Here is a 23,458-nt window from a genome sequence, read left to right as displayed (position 1 = left end):
AATACAAATATTTCCTTTGTCATCACTAACATCATTGTATTACTTTTTCAGATAGAAATCAAGATTTCCTGGACATTGTAAAAGCAAAAAACGCTGATTTCTCAACGTTTTAGAAAAGCTTTAAAATAATGGAGCCGGTGGGAGTCGAACCCACGTCCAAACACCTGCTAACACATTTGTCTACAACCATAGGCTATGTATTGATTTAACTTCACTTTGACACATAGCTCAAGCCCAAGTCAAGCGAGTCTATAATTCTCTTGCAAAATCCCTAGACCAGATTTTGCCGTAGCTTGCTCATAATAAGACCTGTCATCAGACACAAGCAATCCGAATCGGGTCACGCTGGCTGGTTTTTAGGCAGCTAAAGCGTAAGAATTGTTATTTTTTGCAGTTATATTTAACTGGCGTTTTACATCCGCTAGATGGGTTGCAAAATGTGCCGCATAATGCCTGTCGAATCCGTAACGACCCCAAGACAATAAGAACATTATAACAGAATCTACTAAAGAAAGCAAAAGCCTGCAAACAGCAGGCCAGCACTTACTATCAGTTCTTAGCGAATCCCCAAAGCGATCCGAGCATAGCGGCTCATCTTTTCCACCGTCCAAGCTGGGTACCAAACCAACTTAACATCCGTCTTGGTAACCTCTGGAACATCTGACATGGCGTCATAAATCTGGTCAGTCAGAAGATCCGCCAGAGGGCATCCCATGGTTGTCAGGGTCATATCGATTTCCGTTTCTCCATTGGTCTCATCAAAACGGATTTCATAGATTAGACCTAGATTGACAATATCAATCCCCAGCTCTGGGTCAATAACCTGCTCCAAGCTCTCTAAAATACGCGTTTTGATTTTTTCAACTTCTTCAGGGCTGTATTTTTTTTCTGACATGCAATATCCTCCTTATAGATATAGCAGAAATTTCAAGTTAGCTCGAGGGGGCTTTTGCTTTCAGTTAGGATTGCCGACTTGATACTTCCTGCTGAAAGATTTTTGTCCCTCGCTGCTTTTCAGTTCTTAATCTTCGATAAAGTCTCTAAGTGGTTTGCTGCGGCTTGGATGGCGGAGCTTACGCAGGGCCTTAGCTTCAATCTGGCGGATCCGCTCGCGAGTTACATTGAAGACCTTGCCGACATCTTCCAGTGTCCGCATTTTTCCATCGTCCAGACCAAAGCGCAGACGCAAGACGTTTTCCTCGCGGTCTGTCAGCGTATCCAAGACCTCATCCAGCTGTTCACGAAGGACGACACGAGTAGTATAGTCGACTGGATTTTCAATCACTTCATCTTCGATAAAGTCTCCCAGATGACTGTCATCTTCCTCACCGATAGGTGTCTCCAAGGAAACTGGCTCTTGAGCAATCTTGAGAATCTCACGAACCTTGTCAGGTGTCATATCCATCCGCTCAGCGATTTGCTCAGGCGTAGGATCTTGACCTAATTCCTGCAAGAGATTGCGTTGCTCGCGGACTAGCTTGTTAATGGTTTCCACCATGTGGACTGGAATCCGAATAGTCCGAGCTTGGTCAGCAATCGCACGGGTAATGGCCTGACGAATCCACCAAGTCGCATAAGTTGAAAACTTAAATCCTTTGGTGTAGTCAAACTTATCAACGGCTTTCATCAACCCCATGTTTCCTTCTTGAATCAAATCAAGGAACTGCATACCACGACCGACATAACGCTTAGCAATGGAAACAACCAGACGAAGATTGGCCTCAGCCAGACGCTGCTTGGCTTCCAAGTCTCCCTGTTCTACCAAGATAGCCAGCTCCTGCTCTTCTTCATTGCTGAGAAGGGGCACAACCCCGATTTCTTTCAGATACATGCGGACTGGGTCATTAACCTTGGCTGAATTGCTGCCTAGGAGCTCTTCATCCGTCAGCTCCGCTTCTTCCTCTTCGTTATTTAAGACACGCGCGCTGGGATTTCCTTCTTTATCCGTAATTGAGATGCCCGCATCCTGGATGCGCTGCAGCAAATCCTCAATCCCATCGGCATCCAAAGTGAAAGGAATGACCAGCTGGTCATTGATTTCATCATCTGTCGCAACCCCTGTCTGCTTGTGGTTGCGGATAAATTCTGCAATTTGAACGTCTAATGTTGTTACTTCTTTTTGTTTTGTAGCCATTCCTACTCCATTCTTCTTTTTTGCTCAATCAAGCGCTCTAGCTCGGACAGGGCTGTATCCGTATCTCCGCTGTGAGAGGCTTCTCGAATCTTCTTACTAATAAACTGATTATGCTTGCGCAAAATCTCCCGCTCTCTGGTTTCTTCCACTTCTTTCAATTCATCTTCTAAAACCTCATCGGGCAAGTCTTCTTCTAAAACGCGGTACCAAGCCTGCTGGACATGATCCGGCAGCTGGGACAAATCCTGCGGTGTCACCTCGCCATTTGCCAGCAAAATCTCATATAAGGCCTGCAATTCTTCCGAGTCAAAGGCAAAGTCTTCTCTCAGCCGGTATTGGTTCAAAATCAAAGGATGATGCATCATGCGGTGGAAAATATGATTTTCCGCCTTCATGAGACGACTCAGCCGATTTGAGGGCGAAAACTGCATGACGACTGGTTGAGACTGCTGAATCGGCGCCTCCTGACTGCGACTAGAGCGCTCAGCCAGTCGGCTGTTATTTACCGTCTGCTCCACCTGCTGATAGTCAAAGTCCGGAAGCAGCTCCGCCAGCATGTAGATGTAGGAGTTCTGCGCTGTGATGGACTTGGTCTTCGCAATAATCGGCGCCATCTTCTCTACAAACTCAATCTGAGCCTGTAGATTTTCAATATTATCTGGTTTCAGATGATGCAGCAGAAACTCCACATTACTTATTCGCGTTTTACTCAGCAAATGCTGCAAATCTTCCTCAGAATTTTTAGCTAGAAATTCATCGGGGTCCAAATTATCTGGAATCCGAACAATTTCCACCGTCATATCTTTCAGCTCATCCAAAGCCTTTGCAGTCGCTGCCTGCCCTGCCCTATCTCCATCGTAAGACAGGATAATCTTCTTGCAATACTTACTCAGATGCTGGACATGCTCAGGTGTCAGAGCTGTTCCCATAGAGGCAACCGCATTTTCAATCCCAGCCCGATAAGCCGCAATTACATCCATGAAGCCTTCCATTAGATAAACCTCATGGCTCTTCTTGATAACCGGCTTGGCCTTATCCAGATGATAGAGCTCGTAGCTTTTATTGAAAATAGCAGTGCTGCGACTGTTTTTGTACTTGGCTTGATGGCCGTCAGTAGCCGTTGCCTGCCAAATCCGTCCGGAAAAAGCCACAATCTGCCCACTGTCATTGGTCAGGGGAAACATAATTCGGTTTTGAAAGGCATCATAGACCAGATTATTCTCCGCCAGATTAAATAGACCCGAGTTCATGATGGTATTCTCATCAAACTTGCCAGCCATACTCTTATGAAGATAATTGCCCTCATTAGGAGCCAGCCCGATTTGAAAATGCTTAAGAACATCATCTGTCAGCCCCCGCTGGTAGAGATAAGCCCGCGCTTCCTCTCCCATCTTGGTCGTCATCAGGACCGCATGGTAAAATTTCGCTGCCTCGGTATGGATATCGTAGAGAGCCTGGTGCGGATGGCTTTGTCTCGGTCGGTCATTGCCCGCTGTCTCTACAGCCAAGGGAATCCCTGCCCGCTCTGCTACAATCTGAACAGCATCCATAAAGGAAACGCCTCGATAATCCTCAATGAATTTGAAGACATCGCCCGACTTGCCGCAGCCAAAACAGTGATAAAACTGCTTGTCCTCTACAACGTTAAAAGAGGGAGTCTTTTCGCCATGAAAGGGACAGAGTCCCAGGAAATTCCGCCCAGCCTTAGTCAAGGCCACTGTTTCTCCTATGACATCGACGATATTGACGCTGTTTTTAATTTCAGAAATGATTTCTTTATCAATCAAGAGACAATACCTCCAATTTATCATAGAATATCATTCTATATTTTATACTAAAATGAAGCAAATGTAAAATATTTGACAAACAAATATCTTGTAGATGTCATATAAATAAGCTATAATATAATCTCATTAATAAATTCTTGAAAGGAAAGAAAGAATGTTAAAGGATCTTAAAGAATTCTTGCTGCGCGGGAACGTGATTGATTTGGCAGTCGGTGTGATCATCGCCAACGCTTTTGGAGCAATCGTCACTTCATTGATTACTGACGTAATCACTCCTCTCTTCCTCAAACCAATTTTGGATGCTGCACACTTGAATCAAATTGCTGATCTGAAATGGAACGGAATTGCTTATGGTAACTTCTTGAGTGCTGTAATTAACTTCTTGGTAATCGGTACTGTTCTTTTCTTCATCGTCAAGTCTGCAGAAAAAGCACAAAGCCTTGCTAAGAAGAAGGAAGAAGTTGAAGAAGCGCCAGCTGGACCAACTGAATTGGAAGTCCTGCAAGAAATCAAAGCTTTGTTGGCTGAGAAAAAATAAAGAGAATTCACTGATGAAAATCAGTGTTTTTTTCTTGCCTATTGCTCACAATCATCCCCTTCTCTCCAAAGAGTGAAAACAAAAAACAGACCGGAGTCTGCTTTTTTGTTCAATTAGAATTTTTTACGTTTACGAGCTGCTTCTGATTTGCGTTTGCGTTTTACAGAAGGTTTTTCATAGAATTCACGTTTGCGTGTTTCTTGAAGAGTACCAGCTTTAGTAACCGCACGTTTGAAACGACGAAGTGCATCATCAAGTGATTCATTCTTGCGTACTACTGTTTTTGACATTTTTTTCACTCCCTTCAAGTCCAAAATCTATATAATCATACCACATATAGAAAAGAGTGTCAAGTATTTTCTGTAAGTATGATGTATCCCCTTTTTATGATACAAACAAGAAAACCAACTGCTCTGCTGCAGCTGGTCTTCTTTTGCTTAGAGGGTTTTACGCTTCTTAGCGGCTTTGGAAAGGGAAATATCCTGTACCTTATCATAGAACAGGAACTGCTGAATAAGCTCCCTGTCAGTCATGTCAGGATTCAAGTCAACAACATAGTCCAGCTTGATAGACTTCTTTTCAGCCGACTTGAGAGATGTCAGTTCGGCTGATTTACAAGTCGTTTCAAAGATAGCATCAAAGAGTACTTCGTAGTCAAAGTCAGCTGGAACCTGAACCTGGACATAACGTCTTGTCGGACTGACTGAAGTAAAGCTCATCTTTTCAAAGAGCATCCAGATGCCTGAAATAGCTAGAGTAAAGACAATTCCCAATGCTACAAAGCCCATCCCCGTTGTAATCCCGATAGCTGTCGCCATAAAGATGGCTAGAAGCTCCTTGGAGCCACCTGCGGCCGACCGGAAGCGAATCAAGCTGAAAGTCCCTGCTACGGCGACACTGGTACCCAGATTTCCATTAACCAAGAAGATGATAATGGAAATAATGGCTGGCAAAAGGGAGAGGGTGACGACAAATTCCTTGGTATAAATGGTTTGGCGCTTATAGACCTTGGCCAATATAATTCCTAAAACCACACTAGTTGCTAGTGAAAAAATCAATGCTAAAGGATTTATCTTGACTTCCGTAGAAGAGTAGATACTGTTAAATAACTGATTGAGCATAGACTACCTCCTTAGGCCTTGACTGTTTGAGTCAGCCTTTCTTTAGTTTTCAGGTAGGCATTGCCGTATTTTGAGAAGGATTGATCTTCAAGACCGTATTTGTTCAGAATATCGGCCAGCCACTGAGGATATTGACCAGGAACCTTGATTTCCATAATCACCTTGTCGTCTTCCAGCAAGGGCAGTCCATAGCGGCCTAAAGCCAAGTCTACATCATAATCTCGGTAGCGGATGTTGGAATCAACTGTCACACGTACCTTTTTATCTTCCAATCCTCTCATAGAGTAGCGGTCATAGCTAATCACCATTTTTGGCTTCAAGTCTATATAGCGCTCCTGTAACTGCTCCACTTCTGCCTTGACCCGGTCATCAGAAATAGTATGGTCTGCCACACCATTCACAATATAGTTCGTCACGGAGAGAGGATTAGAAACCAAACGATATTTGAAGCCTACTTCATCGCGTTTCTTCTTGATTTCCAAGAAAACTTGACTATCATCATTCGGCTGCTCAGCATAAGTCCGCATCCGCATCTTTTCACGACCGCCTTTTCTGGCAATGGAATCCTGAATCATCTGGAACTCATCATTATCAAAATACACATTGGAAATGGTTGATGTCGCATAATCATCTGCGGTGAGGTAAGGTCTCATGTCAGCTTCAAGACGAGCTAGCATTGCTCGGTCAAGAATATACTTCGTTTCGATTCGTTGGAAGTTTGTTTGGATTTGCTTTTGTTTCATTTGAATTCTCCTTTGATTCTACAAATGTAGTTTGTTCTTTTAAAAGAAATAGAGCTTCCGCTCTGCATCCTACAAGCGTCTGGATAGGCTTTGCTTTCTTCTCCTTTCCAAGCAGTATTTTTCAAAAACATTCTACAAATGTAGTTTATAAGTATATTCTACAATTGTCGTTTATGAATGTCAAGAAAAAAGATAAATAATCTTTCAGTTTTTTTTGCATTAGGAAACGAAGTGCAAACTGTAAGCAAAATCGTCCTAAAATAAAGATAAACTGATGACAAACTGCTCTTGGAGGATTGCCAAATCCCCCTTTGAGAAGATAATAAAATTCTACCAATCTAAGCTTTTAAGAAACTTAAACTGGCAGAATCCTTTATTTAATCGTCATCATGGTCATCATCATCGTCCGAATCATCAGTATCTGTCGTATGAGAGGAACTGTTCTGAGACGGAGTTTGAACTGTCGCTGTACTAGCTCCAGTATTCGCTCTGGTCGAGCCCGCTGCTCCCGTATTCCCTGCGCCTGCAGTAGCGCTGTTGTCAGCTGGAGTTGATGCAGCTGATGAGGATGGGCTGACTTCTTTTTCGACCGTTACCGTCTTTTCGACAATAGTATGCTGCTTGGATTTGACTAGTTTTCCATCCTTAGCATTGACAATTGTTTCATGGGCCGTTTGCCCGTGCGAGAAGCGAATCTTATAAGTGTCTTTCTCACGCGCAATCTGGAGGTCTTTAATATCCTTTTCAGAAAGAGACAGCTCTTTTAAGACGGATGCTAGTGCCTGACGCTGACTGAGTCCCTGGGGCTGTTTTTGACCCGCCACAGGTTGGCTTTGTTGAGCAGCTGGGCTTTCTAAGGCAAAGACCGAGCTAGTCAAGAGCAAAAGGAGAGGGACTGCTACTACAAAGGCAGCAGACAGAAACCTCTTAGGCAGGCGGTTATCCATAATACCGACAATCCGCCGCTTGAGATTAAACTTGTCAGAGTAAAAACAAGTCGTCAGAGCAATTGGAGTCTTCTTACTGCGGTCTATCATGGTCAAAATCGTTTCACCATAGAAAGTCCGATACTCTGTATCTCTACAGCTCAGAACATCGTAGTCACAGTACATTTCTCCTGCTTCTTGGGTTTCACGGCAGGCAAAGCGGACAACCGGATTAAACCAGTGCAGACTCTTGGCAAAAATCCCTAAGAGATTGATTAAAACATCTCGGTGTTTGTAGTGGGTCAGCTCATGCTTGAAAATCAGCTGCAGCTCTTCTTCCGTGTAGTCAAGTTCTGGAAGCACGATTAAAATATCTCTGAAACCTAGCAGCATAGGACTTTGGGACATAGGATAGTGGAGCAGACGAATCTGGCCCTTAACTCCCATCTCCTGCTGAACAGCCCGGAGCTGAGCCATTGCTTCTTCGTCCTGAAACTCCGTGCCCCAGCGCTTCAGCATCTTTCTGAAGCGAATATAAGAATAAGCGTATCTTCCTATACTAAAGACAAAGCCAATCAGCCAGATGGCAAAGAGAATCTCAAACCAAGGCAGACCGAGAAAAGCCTCCCACAGATTTGGCTGGGCAGCTTTTTCAACTGCTGGAGAAGCGCCCTGAGCACCACCTGTCTGGGTGGCAGTCACTGCTGTCTGAACTACCGAGCCTGTATTCAGCCGAATCAGGCCTGAGCCGAGCTGAGGACGGAACGGAAACAGAAAACTCAGCAATATCAGAAACCAAATAAAATACTTCACTCTGACCGAAATCTTAGTCTTAAAGGCCGTAAAAAGCAGACTAAGCAAAAGCACCAAAATGGATGTCGACAAACTGGTCAGAAGAAAAGAAAGAAGGAACTGTTTCATGCTTATCCCTCCATCCTACTTTCCTTGGTTGAGCAGACTGCGCAGCTCATCCAATTCATTTTCCGAAAAGGAGTTAGAAGAAAAGAGTGTTTTGACAAACCCGCCCATAGAACGGCCACTGTGACGCTTCAAGAAATCCGAAGCCTCAACTTCCAGATACTCATCTTCTGAGATCAAGGCTGTATACTGCCTTTCACGTCCCTTGCGGACACTTTCTAAAAAGCCCTTCTCCGTCAAGCGAGCCAAGACTGTCAGCAAAGTCTGGGGCTTCCAGTGGTTGTCTGGTCCCAGCTTTTCCATAATACGGGCAGAGGTCGTCGGAGTAGGCAGCTGCCAAATTACCTTTAAAATAGTAAATTCCCCGTCCGGCAAACGTTTAATAGATCTTTTCATCGTTCCCACGCACTTTCTAAATTAATGCTATTTCTAATTTTATTCTACACTTGTCTAATAAAAAAGTCAATCATTATATAAAAAAAGAGTGGGAAATCAATTTTCCTCACTCTATTAGAAAAATAAACTAAGCAGGGTCAGCATCGCCAGCCCTCCTTGCTTAAGCAGGATTTTGGGGTCACTGGTCACTGCACCGTAAGCTGCCACCAAGATGATATAAACCATAAAAATTCCCAGCCAAAACGAACTAGGCTGTACAAAGGCCGCAATCAAGACCAAAACAGCTATCAATCCGTTATAAACTCCTTGGTTTTTGAAAAGTGTATTGACCGACTGCTGCTCCAACTCCTCTTGCGACATACCGAAAACCCGAGCTGTCGCCGCAGAAGTCGTCGCGATGGTCTCCAAGTACAAAATATAGAAAAATTCCAAGGCAACCAAACTTGCCAAAATCAATGTAATAATAGACATTTTACCCTCCTAAAATAAATAACGAAACTTAGTATAACACAGACTGACTGGAACTGCGAAAATCTTGCTCAAAAATGGACATTATGTATAAAAATAAATACTAAAAATACTGAAGAAAAAAAGCGTAGCAGAAATCAGCAATTTCTGACTAGATGTGATACAATCTTTTTTGAAAAATGGAGGTAAATTATGTTAACCTATGATTTAATTGTCATCGGCTTTGGGAAAGCCGGTAAAACATTGGCAGCCAAAATGGCGGCTCAAGGAAAAAAAGTTGCTTTGATTGAGCGAAGCAAGGCTATGTACGGGGGAACCTGCATCAATATCGCCTGCATCCCAACCAAGACCCTGCTTGTCGCAGCTGAAAAAGGCCTGGCTTTCGACCAAGTCATGGCTGAGAAGAATGCTGTAACCAGCCGTCTCAACGGGAAGAACTATGCAGCAATCAGTGGTGCTGGTGTTGACATCATCGATGCGGAAGCTCATTTCATTTCCAATAAAGTCATTGAAATCACAGCTGGCGATGAGAAAGAGGAACTGACTGCTGAAACTATTGTCATCAATACCGGTGCCGTTTCCAATGTCCTGCCAATTTCAGGACTGACTGAGACCGAGCACGTGTATGACTCAACTAGCATTCAAAATCTGAAGGAACTTCCTAAACGTTTAGGAGTTCTGGGCGGCGGTAACATCGGACTAGAATTCGCTGGACTCTACAACAAATTGGGCAGTCAGGTGACTGTGCTGGATGCTGCTCCTGGCTTTCTTCCAAGAGTAGAGCCTTCTATCGCTGCTCTAGCTAAGCAATACATGGAAGAAGACGGAATCCAGCTCTTACAAAATGTACGTACTACTCAGGTTAAAAATGATGGTGCTGAAGTTGTCGTTGTAACAGAGGATGGAGAGTTTCGTTTTGACGCCCTGCTCTATGCTACTGGCCGCAAGCCGAATGTTGAACCACTACAGTTGGAAAATACAGATATCGAGCTGACAGAGCGCGGAGCTATCAAGGTCAACAAGCACTTGGAAACATCTGTACCTGGTGTATTTGCAGCGGGCGATGTCAATGGCGGTCTGCAGTTTACTTATATCTCACTGGATGACTTCCGTATCCTTTATAGCTATCTGGCTGGCGATGGCAGCTACACACTGGAAGACCGTAAAAATGTCCCTACCAGCATGTTCATCACACCGCCTTTGGCTCAAATCGGATTGACTGAAAAGGAAGCCAAAGAGCAAGGCCTGCCGATTGCAGTTAAAGAGATTCCAGTCGCAGCAATGCCTCGCGGACATGTCAACGCTGACTTACGCGGTGCCTTCAAGGCTGTTGTCAACACTGAAACCAAGGAAATCGTAGGAGCGACTATCTTCTCAGCAGGGGCACAGGAAATTATCAATATACTGACTGTAGCCATGGATAATAAGATTCCTTACACCTACTTGAGCAAGCAAATCTTCACCCATCCAACATTGGCTGAAAACCTCAATGATTTATTTGCAATCTAATTTTAAGCCCCTGATGGGGATTTTAAGATGTCTTCAAAACATTTGCTCACATTTCAACCCCTTTTTGTGGTACAATAATGCTAGTTTATTTTAAAAAGATTGAGGAAGATTATGTCTGAACTGTATGATATTACGATTGTCGGCGGCGGTCCAGTTGGCCTATTCGCAGCTTTTTACGCTCATCTGCGCCAAGCCAAGGTTAAAATCATTGATTCCCTGCCTCAGCTGGGCGGTCAGCCGGCCATTCTCTATCCAGAGAAGAAGATTCTGGATGTACCGGGCTTTACCAATCTAAGTGGCGAAGAACTGACTCAGCGCCTGATTGAGCAACTGGAAACTTTCCAGACTGAGATTTGCCTCAATGAAACGGTGCTGGATATCGTCAAAGCGGATGATGGCTTCACCATCACAACTTCTCAAGCACAGCATCAGACCAAAACCATTATCATCGCCATGGGAGGTGGTGCTTTCAAACCGAGAGCTTTGGAGCTAGACGATGCTGAAAACTACAGCAACCTCCACTATCATGTGTCAAGCATCAGCCAGTACGCAGGCAAAAAGGTTGTTGTTCTGGGCGGCGGCGACTCAGCAGTTGACTGGGCGCTAGCTTTTGAAAAGATTGCGGAAACCAGTCTGGTTCATCGTCGGGACAACTTCCGGGCTTTGGAGCATAGTGTAGAAGAACTCAAGGCTTCTAGTGTTGAGATTAAGACACCATTTGTACCCAGTCGATTGGTCGGCGAAAATGGCAAGATTACCCATTTGGAAATCAGCCAAGTCAAGGGAGAGGAAAGTCAGCTTCTGCCTCTGGATCATCTCTTTGTCAACTACGGTTTTAAATCCTCTGTCGGCAATCTCAAAGATTGGGGCTTGGAGCTCAACCGTCACAAGATTTTGGTAAACAGCAAGCAAGAAACTTCTGTGCCAGGTATCTATGCAGCTGGAGACTGCTGCAGCTACGAGGGGAAGATTGACCTGATTGCAACTGGGCTAGGTGAGGCACCTACTGCTGTCAACAATGCCATTAACCATATCTATCCTGAGCAAAAAGTCCAACCCAAACATTCTACAAGCCTATAAAAAAACAGCTGCCGAGCTCAAGCTCAGCAGCTTTTATAATTCATCTGCGATTTTATTGATTTTTCTCAAGCGATGATTGACACCGCTCTTAGTCAGTGGCCGGCTCAGACTATCAGCTAGCTGCTGGATGGAGTAGTCTGGATGTTGGATACGAAGCTGGGCTACCTCCTGCAGGTCTACAGGTAAACTCTCTATACCAATATTATCGCTGATTTTGGCAATATTATTGATAGTTTTCATACTGGCTGTGACCGTGCGGGCGATGTTCGCTGTCTCCGCATTATTAGCGCGGTTGAGGTCATTGCGCGCTTCCCGCATGAGCTTAAGAGACTCAAACTCAGCCATGGCTTCCATAGCCCCGATGACAATGAGAAAATCCATGATGTCTTCAGCACGCTGCAGATAAGTGACAGCCCCCTTCTTACGCTCAATGGTCTTGGCATCCAGTAGGAAACGACGCATCAAAGCAGCCAAATCCTCAGCATGATCCAGATAAACGGACAGAATTTCCAGCTGGTACTTACCTGAGTCTGGCTCCCGCATGCTGCCATTTGAGAGAAAGGCTCCCCGGAGGTAGGCTCGGCTAGCTTCGTCATCTGACAAAATGGCCTGGTCAATCCCTGCCTCGATACCAAAAAAGGAGTCAGCCAAGTGCAGATCAGATAGGATTTCTTCTACTTTCTGATCCAGAAATACTGTGTATACACGGTTCTTGCGTAGATTGGTCTTCTGATGGTGACGGATTTCTGACTTGACCTGATAGAGGTCCGACAGCAACTCATAGAGATGACGGGCAATCTTGGCATTTTCTGTTGTGACTGATAAGGTCAAACCACTGCTGGCCAAGCCCAAACTGCCAGACATCTTGATCATGGCTGACAGCTCATTTTTATCTCTGCTTGCCAGACTTAGCAATTCTTCTTTTACTTTTACTGTAAAGCTCATTTACGTACCTGTATAATCTGCATCAATTCGTCAACGACCAACTCACCATCATGGAACGCTCCGCCATTTTCTAAACGAAGAAAGTTCGAAGAAATAACGCGCGGAACCTGCTCCTGGAGTCCTTGAAAATCATGCTCCACCTGTATCAGATATTCGTCAAACTGATTACTGTCCATGTACTCGTGAGGGACATGTTCGATATTAACCAAGACTGTATCTACAAACTTCCTGCCTAGATGGCGATGCAGTACTTGGACGTGGTCGCTGTCTGAAAAATGCTCTGTTTCACCTCGCTGGGTCATGATATTGCAAACATAGGCCACTTCTGCTTTGGTATCCAAAAGAGCCTGGCCGATTTCCTCGATAACGAGATTAGGCAAGATTGAGGTAAATAGCGAACCTGGTCCCAGAACCACCATATCGCTTTCCAGGATACTTTCAACCACCTTTTTGCTAGCAGCAGGCTTCTTGTCATCATAGGTATTGGTCACATAGACCCGCTCAATCATTCCGCTCTTACTGGTCAGATTGCTTTCACCGACAACTTCCGTCCCATCTGCAAACACAGCATGCAGAGTTAGGGGAGTGTCGCTAGAAGGGTAAATTTTTCCTGTCGTATGGAAGAACTTGGTCAAAAGCTGCATGGCGTTATAGGTTGAGCCCTGCATTTCAGAAATACCGGCAATAATCAGATTGCCCAAAGGATGCCCCGCTAGAACGCCGTCTCCTTCCGCAAAGCGATACTGAAAGACCTTCTCATAGAATTTTGGCATGTCAGACATGGCTACCAGAACATTTCGAAGGTCACCTGGCGGAGTCAGCTGCTGGATGTTTTTCCGCAGCTCACCAGAACTGCCGCCATCATCTGCTACTGTGACAATGGCTGTAATCTCTACGTCCTTTTTACGCAGGCTGTCTAAAATAACTGAAATCCCTGTTCCACCGCCAATGACTGTAATTCGTGGCTTTCTCATGAGCGGTTCACCGTTTCTTTCCGACGGTTTTTGTCGCGGTGGCTGGCATTGACCGGCCAATTTTTAGCCAAATCATCTGCTAAGCGCTGAGCAAAGGCTACACTGCGGTGCTGACCACCCGTACAGCCCACAGCGATAGTCAGGATAGACTTTCCTTCCTTCTGATATCCCGGCAAAATAGGCTCAATCAAGCCTAGCAAGTTCTTGTAAAATTCTTCTGACTCGGCATGGTTCATGACATAGTCAAAGACATCCTTGTCCAAGCCTGTCTGATTGCGTAGCTCAGGCTTATAGTAGGGATTAGGCAGAAAGCGCACATCAAAAACCAAGTCTGCATCCAAAGGCAGACCGTATTTGAAACCAAAACTCATGACCTCAATGCGGAAACTATGCATGTCAGCCTGATTTGAAAATTGCTCAGAGATGGTCTTTCTGAGCTCCCGTGGTGTCAAATCTGTTGTGTCCACAACATTTTGGCTAAGATTTTTCAGAGGAGCTAAAAGTTCGCGCTCCAGTTTAATCCCATCTAAAATCCTTCCATCAGCTGCCAACGGATGGCTGCGACGCGTTTCCTTGTAACGAGCCACTAACTCCTTATCCGCCGCATCTAGGAAAAGAATCTTAAAATCAATATTCTCATTTTGCTCTAATTCATCCAAAACGTTCTGAATTTGCAAAAAGAAGGAACGGCTGCGCATATCGACAACCAGAGCCAATTTATCATTGTCAGTAGTCCCTTCGACCAGCTGCAAGAACTTCGGCACCAGAGTTGGCGGCATGTTATCAATGGTAAAATAACCTAAGTCTTCAAAAGACTGGATGGCTACGGTTTTCCCCGCCCCGCTCATTCCAGTCACAATGACAAGCTGAATTTTCTTCTCAGACATAATAATCCTTTCATCAGATAGAATCCGTCAAAGAGTGGTTTTCCCCTGCTCTTTTTTAGAGAATCTCGGCAATAACCTCAATCTCAATTTTCACATCTTTAGGCAGGCGAGCCACTTCGACTGCTGAACGAGCTGGAAATGCTTCTGTAAAGGCCGTTTTGTAAACTTCATTAAAGGCCACAAAATCATTGATATCACTCAAGAAGCAAGTAGCCTTGACTACATGGTCAAAATCTGTTCCAGCGGCTTCCAAAATGGCTGAAACATTTTTCAGTACCTGCTGGGTCTGCTCTTCAATAGTCGTCCCAACAATTTCTCCAGTCTCAGGAGACAGGGGAATCTGCCCACTCGCAAACAAAAGATTGCCCACAATTTTTCCTTGAACATAAGGTCCAATCGCTGCTGGTGCTTTATCTGTATGAATCGTTTTTGCCATAATTATCACTTCTCCTACTTATTTTTTTCATTATACCATAAAAAGATGGGGGTGACCATGTTAGTCTTACTCCCATTGACTTTTTCCTTATTTTTATTTATGATAGAAAAATAGAGAAATCAAAACCTCGGTTTTGGACTGGTTCGAAAACTTCCCAGAATAAAAAACTAAGTGCCTTTATATTGTATTTAAAATGTCTTGCGCATAGTTTTTTTGCTGTCTCCTCGATTAGGCTGACAGTTAAGAGGTTGGGACCGATTGTCTCAACCTCATTTTTATATAGGCAAAGGAGAACTCATGAAAAGAAAAATCATTATCGACTGTGACCCTGGTATAGATGATAGTCTAGCCCTAATTTATGCCATTCAACATCCCGATTTAGAAGTTGTAGCACTGACCATCGTCGCTGGAAATGTCCCAGTGGACCTTGGTGTTGAAAATGCCTTTAAAATATTAGAAAAACTGAACCGGCTAGATATACCAGTCTATGCAGGGGCAGAAAAACCTCTAGTCCGCGATTTCGTTTCAGCTCAGGATACCCACGGTATGGATGGTTTAGGCGAGAGCGAAATCAATCGAACAAGCAATTGTCAGCCCCAGCCTCAGAAAGCCTCTGAATTTCTGGCTACCTATTTCCAGAAGGCTCAGGACACTTCCCTAATCACCTTGGGACCATTGACTAATCTAGCACTGGCTATAAAGCAAAATCCCCAAATTGGAAAACATATCAAACGCTTTGTCAGCATGGGCGGCAGCTACAAATCTCATGGCAACTGCTCACCTGTAGCCGAGTATAACTACTGGTGTGACCCACACGCCGCTCAATTTGTCTATCAAAAGTTAGGCCGAAAAATCGAGATGGTGGGACTGGATGTCACACGCGCCATCGTCCTCACCCCCAATCTATTAGAGTACATGCGTTTCCTACAGCCAGAAGTAGCTGAGTTTGTCGGCCGTATCACGCGTTTCTACTGGGACTTCCACTGGGAATATGAACACATCATCGGCTGTGTTATCAATGATCCCCTGGCTATTGCTCATTTTCTGCATGAGGACCTTTGTATGGGCTTCGACTCCTATGTTGAAGTCGTAACCGAAGGCATTGCTCTTGGACAGACTGTGGTTGATGCTTATGACTTCTATCATAAACCAGCCAATGCCTATATTGCAACTCAAGTCAGTCCCTCACTCTTCTTCCAAGACTTCTTAGCTATCCTCCTGAATCAGCCTAAGGAAACGATTGCTCAAGACCTATCATCACTTTTATGAGGAAAATTTTATCATGAAAAAATCGACACCCCTTATCCTAAGCTTCTTGTCTATCTGTATCGCTCTTAACTATGTGGGAGCTAATATTGCACTTTTTCTGAAATTACCTATCTATCTAGATACCTTTGGAACGATTCTAGCTAGCTTAACCTTAGGGCCTCTTGCTGGGGCTGGCGTTGCCTTTCTCAGCGCCCTCATTGGCTGGATGACAACCGATATCTTTTCTCTCTACTACTCGCCAGTCGCTATCATCATTGCTCTTTCAGCAGCTTGGTTTTTTAAAGAAAAAGGAAGCTTAAAGCTCAGTCTTCTCTGGAAAACCCTTTTGGTAGCCCTTCCGGGTACCCTAGTAGCCTCTGCAATCACTGTCCTGCTCTTCGGAGGCATAACATCCAGCGGATCCAGCCTCATAGTCCAAGCCCTGCGGGGAATGGGAGTCAACCCCGTCCTTAGTATCGTCCTCGTCCAAATACTGACTGATTATGCAGACAAGCTTATCGTTCTAGGTGTCTGCCTAGCTACTCTCCCTCGAATAAAAGCAGTCAGTCCTAAAATCTTTGCTTAAAACAAAGATTAATTACCTTAACGAATACATCTTTAGCACAAAAAAGCAGCTGAGCAGGAATTATTCCTGCTCAGCTGCTTTTTATCTTATTCCTCTTCCGCTTTTGCTAATGCTTCTCTTTCCAGACGCAGCTTGCGTTTGGGGTTGAGTTTATTAAAGAGCTCTTCTAGCTTTTCTGCATTCCAGACATCGGCTGCAGAGACAAAGTTTCCATTTTCATCTCGGAAGGATATTGGTTTATCACCCATTGCAAGCCTCCTTAGTCAACGAATTCAAATTCAAACTTGCCGATGCGGACCAGGTCACCATCCTTGGCTCCGCGAGCACGAAGGGCTTCATCAACGCCCATACCACGAAGTTGACGGGCAAATTTCATGACTGCTTCATCGCGGTCAAAGTTGGTCATATTAAAGAGTTTCTCAAGCTTGTCACCTGACAGCACCCAAGTCGCATCATCATCACGAGAAATTTCAAAGGCTGGTGCTTCCTCGTCAAAGCCATAGTAAGCTTCTTCTTCCATTTCAGACTCATCATAGAGCAAGAACTCTGGTGTCTTATCCAGTAATTCTGCGGTCGCATCCAAGAGGGTCGCAAGTCCCTGCTTGGTCAAGCTAGAAATCGGGAAGATTTGCGGTAAGTCCGCAAACTCATCATAATTAGCTGCTAACTTCTCTTTGAATATCTTAAGATTTTCAGCGCTATCTGGCATATCCATCTTGTTGGCAACAATAATCTGCGGGCGCTCCATGAGACGAAGATTGTAGGATTCCAACTCTTTATTGATAGCCAGATAGTCCTCATAAGGGTCACGTCCCTCACTAGCTGACATATCGATGACATGCAGGATGACCCGTGTCCGCTCAATATGACGGAGAAACTGGGTTCCCAGTCCCACTCCTTGGCTAGCCCCCTCAATCAAACCCGGCAGATCTGCTACTGCAAAGGACTCTCCAGAGTGAGTGCGAACCATGCCTAGATTAGGCACGATTGTTGTAAAATGATAAGCACCAATCTTAGGCTTAGCTGCTGTAATAACACTAAGCAAAGTGGATTTCCCGACAGATGGGAATCCGACCAGACCAACGTCTGCTAGGACCTTGAGCTCCAGCAGAAGCTCTCGCTCTTGACCCGGTTCTCCGTTCTCAGAAATCTCTGGAGCAGGATTTTTAGGCGTTGCAAAGCGAATATTTCCACGACCGCCTCGGCCACCACGCGCTACGATAAATTCTTGACCATTTTCTACCAAGTCCGTCAGCACCTTGCCCGTCTCCGCATCACGAACTGTCGTCCCCTGAGGCACACGAACAATCAAGTCCTCAGCTCCACGACCATGCATTCCTTTGGTCATGCCCTTTTCACCAGACTGAGCCTTGAAGTGGCGATTGTAACGAAAGTCCATCAGGGTACGCAGGCCCTCGTCTACAACAAAAACAACATTGCCGCCACGGCCACCATCGCCACCCCAAGGGCCGCCGTTAGGAACATATTTTTCACGGCGAAAGGCCACCATGCCATCACCACCATTGCCAGCCTTAACTTGAATCTTGGCCGTATCTAAAAACATACTCATTTTTTCTATTCTCTTTTTCTAGTCTAAAAAAACGCCCTGAAGCGTTTGGATTAAAAGATTGCGCTGAGAGCAGAAGCAAAAATCGCTCCGACTGTCACGATAAGCATGATAATCACGACCAGCATCGTCAATTTTTCAAATCCTGTTTTTTTGCGTTGTCCGTTATCTCCAAAAGCCACGATAACACCTCTATCCTTTAAAAATTACTAGGTCTATTCTAACACGATTGCTCCGTTTTTTCAAATGGAAAAGCATGTAAAAAGGCTTTAAGAGAAAACTCTTAAAACCTTTGAATATTATCTAGTCTTTTTTTGAAGAAAGACATAGCTTCCAAAGCCAACTAAGATTGCCAAACCTGCAACTGACAGCCAAAGTGTCGTTTCTTGACCAGTCTTAGGCAGAACTTTTTTGTTGCCTCCTGCAGCACCTGGATCATTGGTACCGTTGTTTGAATTGTTATTTCCATTTCCTGGATTGTCTGTTCCTCCCTTTGGATTGTCGGAACTGTTACCAGGGGTATTATTTGGGTTGTTGTTTGGATTATTATTTGGGTTATTGTTAGGGTTGTTATTTGGATTGTTTGGATTGTTGTTATTTCCAGGGTTAGGTGGCTGAACTGCCTTGCCTGGATCATTACCTCTATAGGTATTTGTAAAGACTGGATCCAAATCATATTTAACAGATCCCAAAAACTCACCATTCACATCTTTAACAGTAACTGTCAGCTGAGCTTCCTTGTCATCATAGATGTAGTTAGCATCATTGCCCGGAATTTCCTTGATGCTGTAGCGGTAAGTACCAGCTGCACTATAGTTCAAGGCCTTGAAGTTGATAGATCCATCCGCTTCATTGGTCACTGTTTGAAGCAAATTACCGTTTTCATCAAAGAGACCAAAGGTAAACTGACCCTTTTCTAATTCTTTGTTAACAAGCTTTTTCTGAGCCTGAATCTTCACATCTTTTGCTAAAACTGCGCTTCCTTTACCAGAACCGTCTTCCAAGCGGACTGACTTAGTAATAGTACGCTCTGGGAAGCCTTTAGCTGTCCATGATAACTTGTTGTTAACCACATCACCCACTTTTGTACCTTCTGGTACGCGAGTAGAGTACTCGATGTACATTGGCCAGTTGTAGTTATCACCAAAGTTGATGGTAAAACCGTTAGCATCGCCATTGGCGTTTTGGGTTAGGACTGCCTTGTTAGTAAAGTTATCCAAAACAGGCAGAGTCAGCAAGTGCGCTTCATTGCGGATACCGCCTTCTACAGGAGCATAACGAACTGCACGCAGAGTACCCGGTACCAGTGTCAGACCATCACCAAAGTTGTCTGAAATTACCATGTTACGAAGCATGTCCTGTCTTGCATTCAGGATAATACGCCACTTGACAATGCTTGGATCGCTACTGTCTTGATAACCATATTTCATTTCATATTCACCAGCAGTTCCATCTTCCTTTTGGTATTGGAAAGAAAAGTCTGTCTGGCCAAATTTGAAAGCAACTGGACCTGATTCTTTAACTTTTTCGTTATTCATTCGTACATTAAAAGTCAGAGAAAGCTCTTTCTTTTGTGTATAGTTTGTGAAGTAGTTACTGAAGGTTACTGTAACCGAATGGGTCGCTGGATCAGTTTGAGCTGTACCGACTAACTCTCCCGTATGATTAACAACATCATAGACATCGAAGTTTAAGGCAGTAATCAGACTTAATTCTTCCGGAAGTTTAAAAGTCAGGGTATCCCCTTCAGCGATCGTTTGAGCCGCAGGAAATGTGAAGTTGGTTGTTACAGACAAGGTTTCATTAGTCTTAACAGTTGAGTCACTTGTTAATGGCTCACCATCCTTAGTAATGCTGGTTTGCTGACTGTATTCAGTTACTTCAGAAGCCTGAGTTCGAGCAGCAAAACCTAAACCTGTAACAATAGCTGTTAATAAGATAAGAATTTTAAAAATAATTGTATTTTTATTTTTCATCTTTTTCTCCTTTCGTAGCTTATTATACCAAGAGTATTGCAATTTATCAACATTTTGTATCAAAGTGTTTAAATATTCACACAAATGTAAAAAAACCAAGACGTTATGTCTCAGTTTCTTTACTTTTTATTACTCAATTCCAATTTCATCTCGAACAACATTGGCAATGGTATCTACATAATAATTTACTTCTTCGTCAGTCGGTGCTTCAGCCATGACCCTCAGCAGAGGCTCTGTTCCGCTCGGACGAACCAAAATCCGGCCATTACCAGCCATTTCGGCTTCCATTCTCTCAATCACCGTCTTGATAGCAGGGACTTCCATCGCCTTATCCTTCATGCTGTTTTCCACACGGATATTGACTAGTTTCTGCGGATAGATGGTTACTTCAACGGCCAATTCGGATAGTTTCTTACCTGTTTCCTGCATGACCTTGGTCAATTGCACAGCTGAAAGCTGACCGTCACCTGTCGTATTGTAGTCCATGATGATAACATGTCCAGACTGCTCACCACCAAGATTATAACCATTCTTACGCATTTCCTCTACTACATAGCGGTCACCAACTGCTGTCACAGCCTTTTGAATACCTTCGCGATCCAAAGCCTTATGGAAGCCTAGGTTGGACATGACAGTCGTAACAATGGTATTATGCGCCAGCTCGCCTTTCTCAGACAGGTACTTACCGATGATGTACATAATCTTGTCACCATCTACTAGCTCACCATTTTCATCCACTGCAATCAAGCGGTCACTATCTCCATCAAAGGCCAGACCAATCGCTGCACCAGACTCACGAACAACTTCCTGCAAAGCTTCTGGATGCGTAGAGCCAACATTCAGATTGATATTGAGGCCGTCTGGATTTTCTCCGATAATCGTCAACTGTGCGCCGAGATCCGCAAAAATCTGACGGGCGCTGGTAGAAGCCGCACCGTTGGCCGTATCTAAGGCCACATGCATTCCTTCTAGTTCCAAGCCAGTTGAAACCAAGTATTGTTGGTACTTGCGCAGTCCTTCTGGATAGTCAACCAAGTCACCTAAACCTTCGGCGCTTGGACGTGGCAAGGTGTCTTCTGCTGCGTCCAACAAAGCTTCGATTTCCAATTCACGCTCATCATCCAGCTTATAGCCGTCACCACCAAAGAATTTGATACCATTATCCAAAGCTGGATTGTGGCTGGCAGAAATCATGACTCCTGCGCTAGCTTTCTCTGACTTAACCAGATAAGCTACACCAGGCGTTGCAATGACACCCAGCTTATAAACATGAATCCCAACGGACAAAAGTCCTGCAACCAAGGCGCTTTCCAGCATTTCTCCTGAAATTCGAGTATCCCGGCCAACAAAGACCCGAGGAACTTCACTTTCGTGCTGGCTCAGAACATAACCACCAAAGCGACCGAGTTTAAAGGCCAATTCCGGCGTTAATTCCACATTTGCTTCTCCGCGAACACCATCGGTTCCAAAGTATTTACCCATTATAAATAGTTTCCTTTCATAAGACCTGGATGTAAAGATTTAGGCTGCAAGCAAGGCAGACCGCTTTAATCCAAGTTTATTTTCAAAATTTTATTTAGTTTTTATTTGATGAGCTCGTATTTGAGCTACTGTTAGAGGAGGACGAGCCTGAGCTGTCTGCTGTTTTAGTGTTGACACGCATAGTCGTTTCAAATGGTGTCACCACGCTTGGCATGACATTTCCCTGACCATCCACAGCCTGCAGCGGTACTGTCCCGCTATAGTTACCAGTGATAATGACATTGGTCGGGAGAATGGCCACGACAGACTCTATCTTAGACAGGGTCTCCTCGTCACTGGTAACTGTAGCTTCCTTATTTTCCAAGGTCACACCACTGATAGACACATTTTCAGCCACCTGGCTGTCTGTAATGAGGTAGCGAACTTCAACCTTCTTGCTGGCCTTTTTACCAATCTTAACAGAAATCTTCTGCGGAGTGACTGTAGCAGTCAGACCGCTCGGTAGGTTTTCCACTTTTAGCGGAATCTCTACTGTGCCTTCTGTAGCCTTGGAAAGATCAGCAACGACTCTAAATTTTCGAGTGCTTTCCTGCATTTCACTGGCTAGATTGACCCGGTTGGAGCCTGTCAGAGCGACGGAAACTTCAGAAGTGAAACCGCTGATAAAGTAATTCTCACTGTCATATTTGATGTCAATCGGCACATTGGAAACCGTATTGGTATAAGTTTCAGATGTGACCTGTCGAACTCCAGTATTGTTTTGATAACTGCTGGAGGTTGCATAGACAAAAAGCACTAGGGCAAAGAAAAACGAAGAGATGATATAAAGAATTTTTTTACGTTTTTTCATTTCTTCCATCCTCCCATGAAGCGTTTTTTCAAACCCGCTGGCTTGTCCTGCTCTGATAAGAAGACCTTTCTCAGCTCTGTCTCAAACTCATCCAAAGTCAAATCATGCTTGAAAATCCCATTGTGTGTGGTGGAAATACCGCCTGTTTCTTCTGAAACAACAAAAGTAAACGCATCGGATACTTCAGACAGGCCAATAGCTGCGCGGTGCCGGGTTCCAAACTCCTTAGAGATACCACTGCTTTCTGTCAGAGGCAGGTAGGCACAGGAAGCCGCAATCTTATTGTTTTTTATGATGACAGCTCCATCATGCAATGGCGTATTGGGGATAAAAATGTTGATTAGCAGCTCTCCAGACACATCTGCATCCAAAGGAATCCCTGTTGCAATGTACTCCTGCAAGGTGCGGGTTCCCTGAATGGCCACCAAAGCCCCGATTTTCCGCGGACTCATATAGGCAACAGACTTGACAAAGGCCTGAACCATTTTTTCTTCGTTACTGATGGGCGTCGCAGAAAAGATATCCGTTGCTCGGCCAAGCTTTTCCAATCCTGCCCGAATCTCAGGCGAGAAAATCACCACGGCCGCAATGACCCCGTAAGTGATGACCTGATTAATCAACCAAGAAATGGTGGTAAAGCCGATGATATTGGCAAAAAACTGTGCCAAGATAAAGAAGAGCACCCCACGGACCAGAATCATAATCTTGGTACCAGCAATGGCCTTGATTAGATAATATAGAATCCATGCGACGATAACGACGTCAATAATATTAATTACAATCCTCCAGGGGTCAGAAAACAAACTGGCCCAATATTGGAGATTGGTTAGTTGTTGAAAATTCATACTTAGACTTCCTACTCCTCTACAAGCAAAATCAAACAGCTG

25 protein-coding genes, 1 other RNA gene and 1 riboswitch are annotated in these 23,458 nt (G+C 44.4%); of the genes, 5 read left to right on the top strand and 21 right to left on the bottom strand.

Annotated features, from left to right (window positions below):
* Positions 1–126: 126 nt before the first annotated feature.
* The 4 genes from ssrA to dnaG all read right to left on the bottom strand — a co-directional run bounded on the left by ssrA (position 127) and on the right by dnaG (position 3,921).
* Positions 127–475: a transfer-messenger RNA gene (gene ssrA / locus HMPREF1150_RS11760) on the bottom strand.
* A gap of 81 nt (positions 476–556) precedes the next feature.
* A complete protein-coding gene (locus HMPREF1150_RS04005) occupies positions 557–895 on the bottom strand; it encodes a metal-sulfur cluster assembly factor (protein WP_002895943.1) in 339 nt (112 codons plus the stop codon).
* A gap of 126 nt (positions 896–1,021) precedes the next feature.
* A complete protein-coding gene (gene rpoD, locus HMPREF1150_RS04010) occupies positions 1,022–2,134 on the bottom strand; it encodes an RNA polymerase sigma factor RpoD (RefSeq protein WP_002897871.1) in 1,113 nt (370 codons plus the stop codon).
* Positions 2,135–2,136: 2 nt separating this feature from the next.
* Positions 2,137–3,921, bottom strand: coding sequence for a DNA primase (gene dnaG / locus HMPREF1150_RS04015; RefSeq protein WP_009660003.1), 1,785 nt, complete (start codon positions 3,919–3,921; stop codon positions 2,137–2,139).
* 154 nt (positions 3,922–4,075) lie between these two features.
* Between dnaG and mscL the strand changes: the two genes are divergently transcribed.
* Positions 4,076–4,459 carry a large conductance mechanosensitive channel protein MscL gene (mscL, locus tag HMPREF1150_RS04020; protein WP_009660015.1) on the top strand — a complete coding sequence of 128 codons (384 nt, stop codon included), beginning with the start codon at positions 4,076–4,078 and terminating at the stop codon, positions 4,457–4,459.
* Positions 4,460–4,572: 113 nt separating this feature from the next.
* Here mscL and rpsU read toward each other — a convergent pair whose 3' ends face one another.
* From rpsU to HMPREF1150_RS04050, 6 genes are all read right to left on the bottom strand, one after another.
* Positions 4,573–4,749, bottom strand: a complete 177-nt coding sequence (rpsU, locus tag HMPREF1150_RS04025) for a 30S ribosomal protein S21 (protein ID WP_000048054.1) — start codon at positions 4,747–4,749, stop codon at positions 4,573–4,575.
* Positions 4,750–4,896: 147 nt separating this feature from the next.
* Positions 4,897–5,580 (bottom strand): DUF4956 domain-containing protein, encoded by a 684-nt coding sequence (locus tag HMPREF1150_RS04030; RefSeq protein WP_009660012.1) that lies wholly within the window; start codon positions 5,578–5,580, stop codon positions 4,897–4,899.
* A gap of 11 nt (positions 5,581–5,591) precedes the next feature.
* Complete coding sequence (locus HMPREF1150_RS04035; protein WP_009659986.1) at positions 5,592–6,323, bottom strand: polyphosphate polymerase domain-containing protein; 732 nt, start codon at positions 6,321–6,323, stop codon at positions 5,592–5,594.
* Positions 6,324–6,700: 377 nt separating this feature from the next.
* Entirely contained in the window at positions 6,701–8,170 is a 1,470-nt protein-coding gene (locus HMPREF1150_RS04040; RefSeq protein ID WP_009659991.1) for a M56 family metallopeptidase, read from the bottom strand.
* Between the two features lie 15 nt (positions 8,171–8,185).
* On the bottom strand, positions 8,186–8,563 hold the full coding sequence (locus HMPREF1150_RS04045) for a BlaI/MecI/CopY family transcriptional regulator (protein WP_002895954.1): 378 nt from the start codon (positions 8,561–8,563) through the stop codon (positions 8,186–8,188).
* 114 nt (positions 8,564–8,677) lie between these two features.
* The gene (locus HMPREF1150_RS04050; RefSeq protein ID WP_002933015.1) at positions 8,678–9,034 is read right to left on the bottom strand and encodes a DUF1304 domain-containing protein; all 357 of its coding nucleotides are present in this window, start codon (positions 9,032–9,034) and stop codon (positions 8,678–8,680) included.
* Between the two features lie 189 nt (positions 9,035–9,223).
* On the opposite strand from HMPREF1150_RS04050, the gene HMPREF1150_RS04055 reads away from it, so the two are divergent.
* The gene (locus HMPREF1150_RS04055) at positions 9,224–10,540 is read left to right on the top strand and encodes an FAD-containing oxidoreductase (protein ID WP_009660016.1); all 1,317 of its coding nucleotides are present in this window, start codon (positions 9,224–9,226) and stop codon (positions 10,538–10,540) included.
* Positions 10,541–10,651: 111 nt separating this feature from the next.
* Positions 10,652–11,620: an NAD(P)/FAD-dependent oxidoreductase gene (locus HMPREF1150_RS04060; RefSeq protein WP_009659977.1), complete on the top strand. Its 969-nt coding sequence runs from the start codon at positions 10,652–10,654 to the stop codon at positions 11,618–11,620.
* A gap of 33 nt (positions 11,621–11,653) precedes the next feature.
* Here HMPREF1150_RS04060 and whiA read toward each other — a convergent pair whose 3' ends face one another.
* Genes whiA through HMPREF1150_RS04080 form a run of 4 tightly spaced genes read right to left on the bottom strand, consistent with a single transcriptional unit; the run spans position 11,654 to position 14,862 of the window.
* A complete protein-coding gene (gene whiA, locus HMPREF1150_RS04065; RefSeq protein WP_002912116.1) occupies positions 11,654–12,565 on the bottom strand; it encodes a DNA-binding protein WhiA in 912 nt (303 codons plus the stop codon).
* Positions 12,562–13,539 (bottom strand): YvcK family protein, encoded by a 978-nt coding sequence (locus HMPREF1150_RS04070; protein WP_002902735.1) that lies wholly within the window; start codon positions 13,537–13,539, stop codon positions 12,562–12,564. The genes whiA and HMPREF1150_RS04070 overlap by 4 nt, the downstream gene beginning before the upstream one ends.
* Positions 13,536–14,426, bottom strand: a complete 891-nt coding sequence (gene rapZ, locus HMPREF1150_RS04075; RefSeq protein ID WP_002921728.1) for an RNase adapter RapZ — start codon at positions 14,424–14,426, stop codon at positions 13,536–13,538. Before rapZ ends, HMPREF1150_RS04070 begins: the two co-directional genes overlap by 4 nt.
* Positions 14,427–14,481: 55 nt before the next feature.
* Positions 14,482–14,862: a RidA family protein gene (locus tag HMPREF1150_RS04080; RefSeq protein ID WP_002906916.1), complete on the bottom strand. Its 381-nt coding sequence runs from the start codon at positions 14,860–14,862 to the stop codon at positions 14,482–14,484.
* Between the two features lie 132 nt (positions 14,863–14,994).
* Positions 14,995–15,039, top strand: a riboswitch (PreQ1 riboswitch).
* Positions 15,040–15,159: 120 nt separating this feature from the next.
* On the opposite strand from HMPREF1150_RS04080, the gene HMPREF1150_RS04085 reads away from it, so the two are divergent.
* The gene (locus HMPREF1150_RS04085; protein WP_009660013.1) at positions 15,160–16,131 is read left to right on the top strand and encodes a nucleoside hydrolase; all 972 of its coding nucleotides are present in this window, start codon (positions 15,160–15,162) and stop codon (positions 16,129–16,131) included.
* 13 nt (positions 16,132–16,144) lie between these two features.
* Positions 16,145–16,696 carry an ECF transporter S component gene (locus HMPREF1150_RS04090; RefSeq protein WP_032905569.1) on the top strand — a complete coding sequence of 184 codons (552 nt, stop codon included), beginning with the start codon at positions 16,145–16,147 and terminating at the stop codon, positions 16,694–16,696.
* An 86-nt stretch (positions 16,697–16,782) separates the two neighbouring features.
* Here the strand turns inward: HMPREF1150_RS04090 and HMPREF1150_RS04095 are convergent, their stop codons facing one another.
* The 7 genes from HMPREF1150_RS04095 to cdaA form a co-directional block, all read right to left on the bottom strand.
* Positions 16,783–16,944 carry a hypothetical protein gene (locus HMPREF1150_RS04095; protein ID WP_002895966.1) on the bottom strand — a complete coding sequence of 54 codons (162 nt, stop codon included), beginning with the start codon at positions 16,942–16,944 and terminating at the stop codon, positions 16,783–16,785.
* 11 nt (positions 16,945–16,955) lie between these two features.
* Positions 16,956–18,266, bottom strand: coding sequence for a GTPase ObgE (obgE, locus tag HMPREF1150_RS04100; protein ID WP_009660000.1), 1,311 nt, complete (start codon positions 18,264–18,266; stop codon positions 16,956–16,958).
* A gap of 50 nt (positions 18,267–18,316) precedes the next feature.
* Positions 18,317–18,445 carry a DUF4044 domain-containing protein gene (locus HMPREF1150_RS11755; RefSeq protein ID WP_002895969.1) on the bottom strand — a complete coding sequence of 43 codons (129 nt, stop codon included), beginning with the start codon at positions 18,443–18,445 and terminating at the stop codon, positions 18,317–18,319.
* A 117-nt stretch (positions 18,446–18,562) separates the two neighbouring features.
* Positions 18,563–20,302 (bottom strand): Ig-like domain-containing protein, encoded by a 1,740-nt coding sequence (locus HMPREF1150_RS04105; protein WP_032905566.1) that lies wholly within the window; start codon positions 20,300–20,302, stop codon positions 18,563–18,565.
* 66 nt (positions 20,303–20,368) lie between these two features.
* Entirely contained in the window at positions 20,369–21,721 is a 1,353-nt protein-coding gene (gene glmM / locus HMPREF1150_RS04110) for a phosphoglucosamine mutase (RefSeq protein ID WP_009660006.1), read from the bottom strand.
* 94 nt (positions 21,722–21,815) lie between these two features.
* Positions 21,816–22,580, bottom strand: coding sequence for a YbbR-like domain-containing protein (locus HMPREF1150_RS04115; protein ID WP_185760129.1), 765 nt, complete (start codon positions 22,578–22,580; stop codon positions 21,816–21,818).
* Positions 22,568–23,416 carry a diadenylate cyclase CdaA gene (gene cdaA / locus HMPREF1150_RS04120; protein ID WP_009659978.1) on the bottom strand — a complete coding sequence of 283 codons (849 nt, stop codon included), beginning with the start codon at positions 23,414–23,416 and terminating at the stop codon, positions 22,568–22,570. Before cdaA ends, HMPREF1150_RS04115 begins: the two co-directional genes overlap by 13 nt.
* Positions 23,417–23,458 lie beyond the last annotated feature (42 nt).

Source organism: Streptococcus sp. AS14, assembly GCF_000286495.1.
In the GTDB taxonomy this organism is placed as follows: Bacteria; Bacillota; Bacilli; order Lactobacillales; family Streptococcaceae; genus Streptococcus; species Streptococcus sanguinis_P.
Note: the sequence above shows the minus strand (reverse complement) of the source record. Positions and strands in the feature narration are given on the sequence as shown.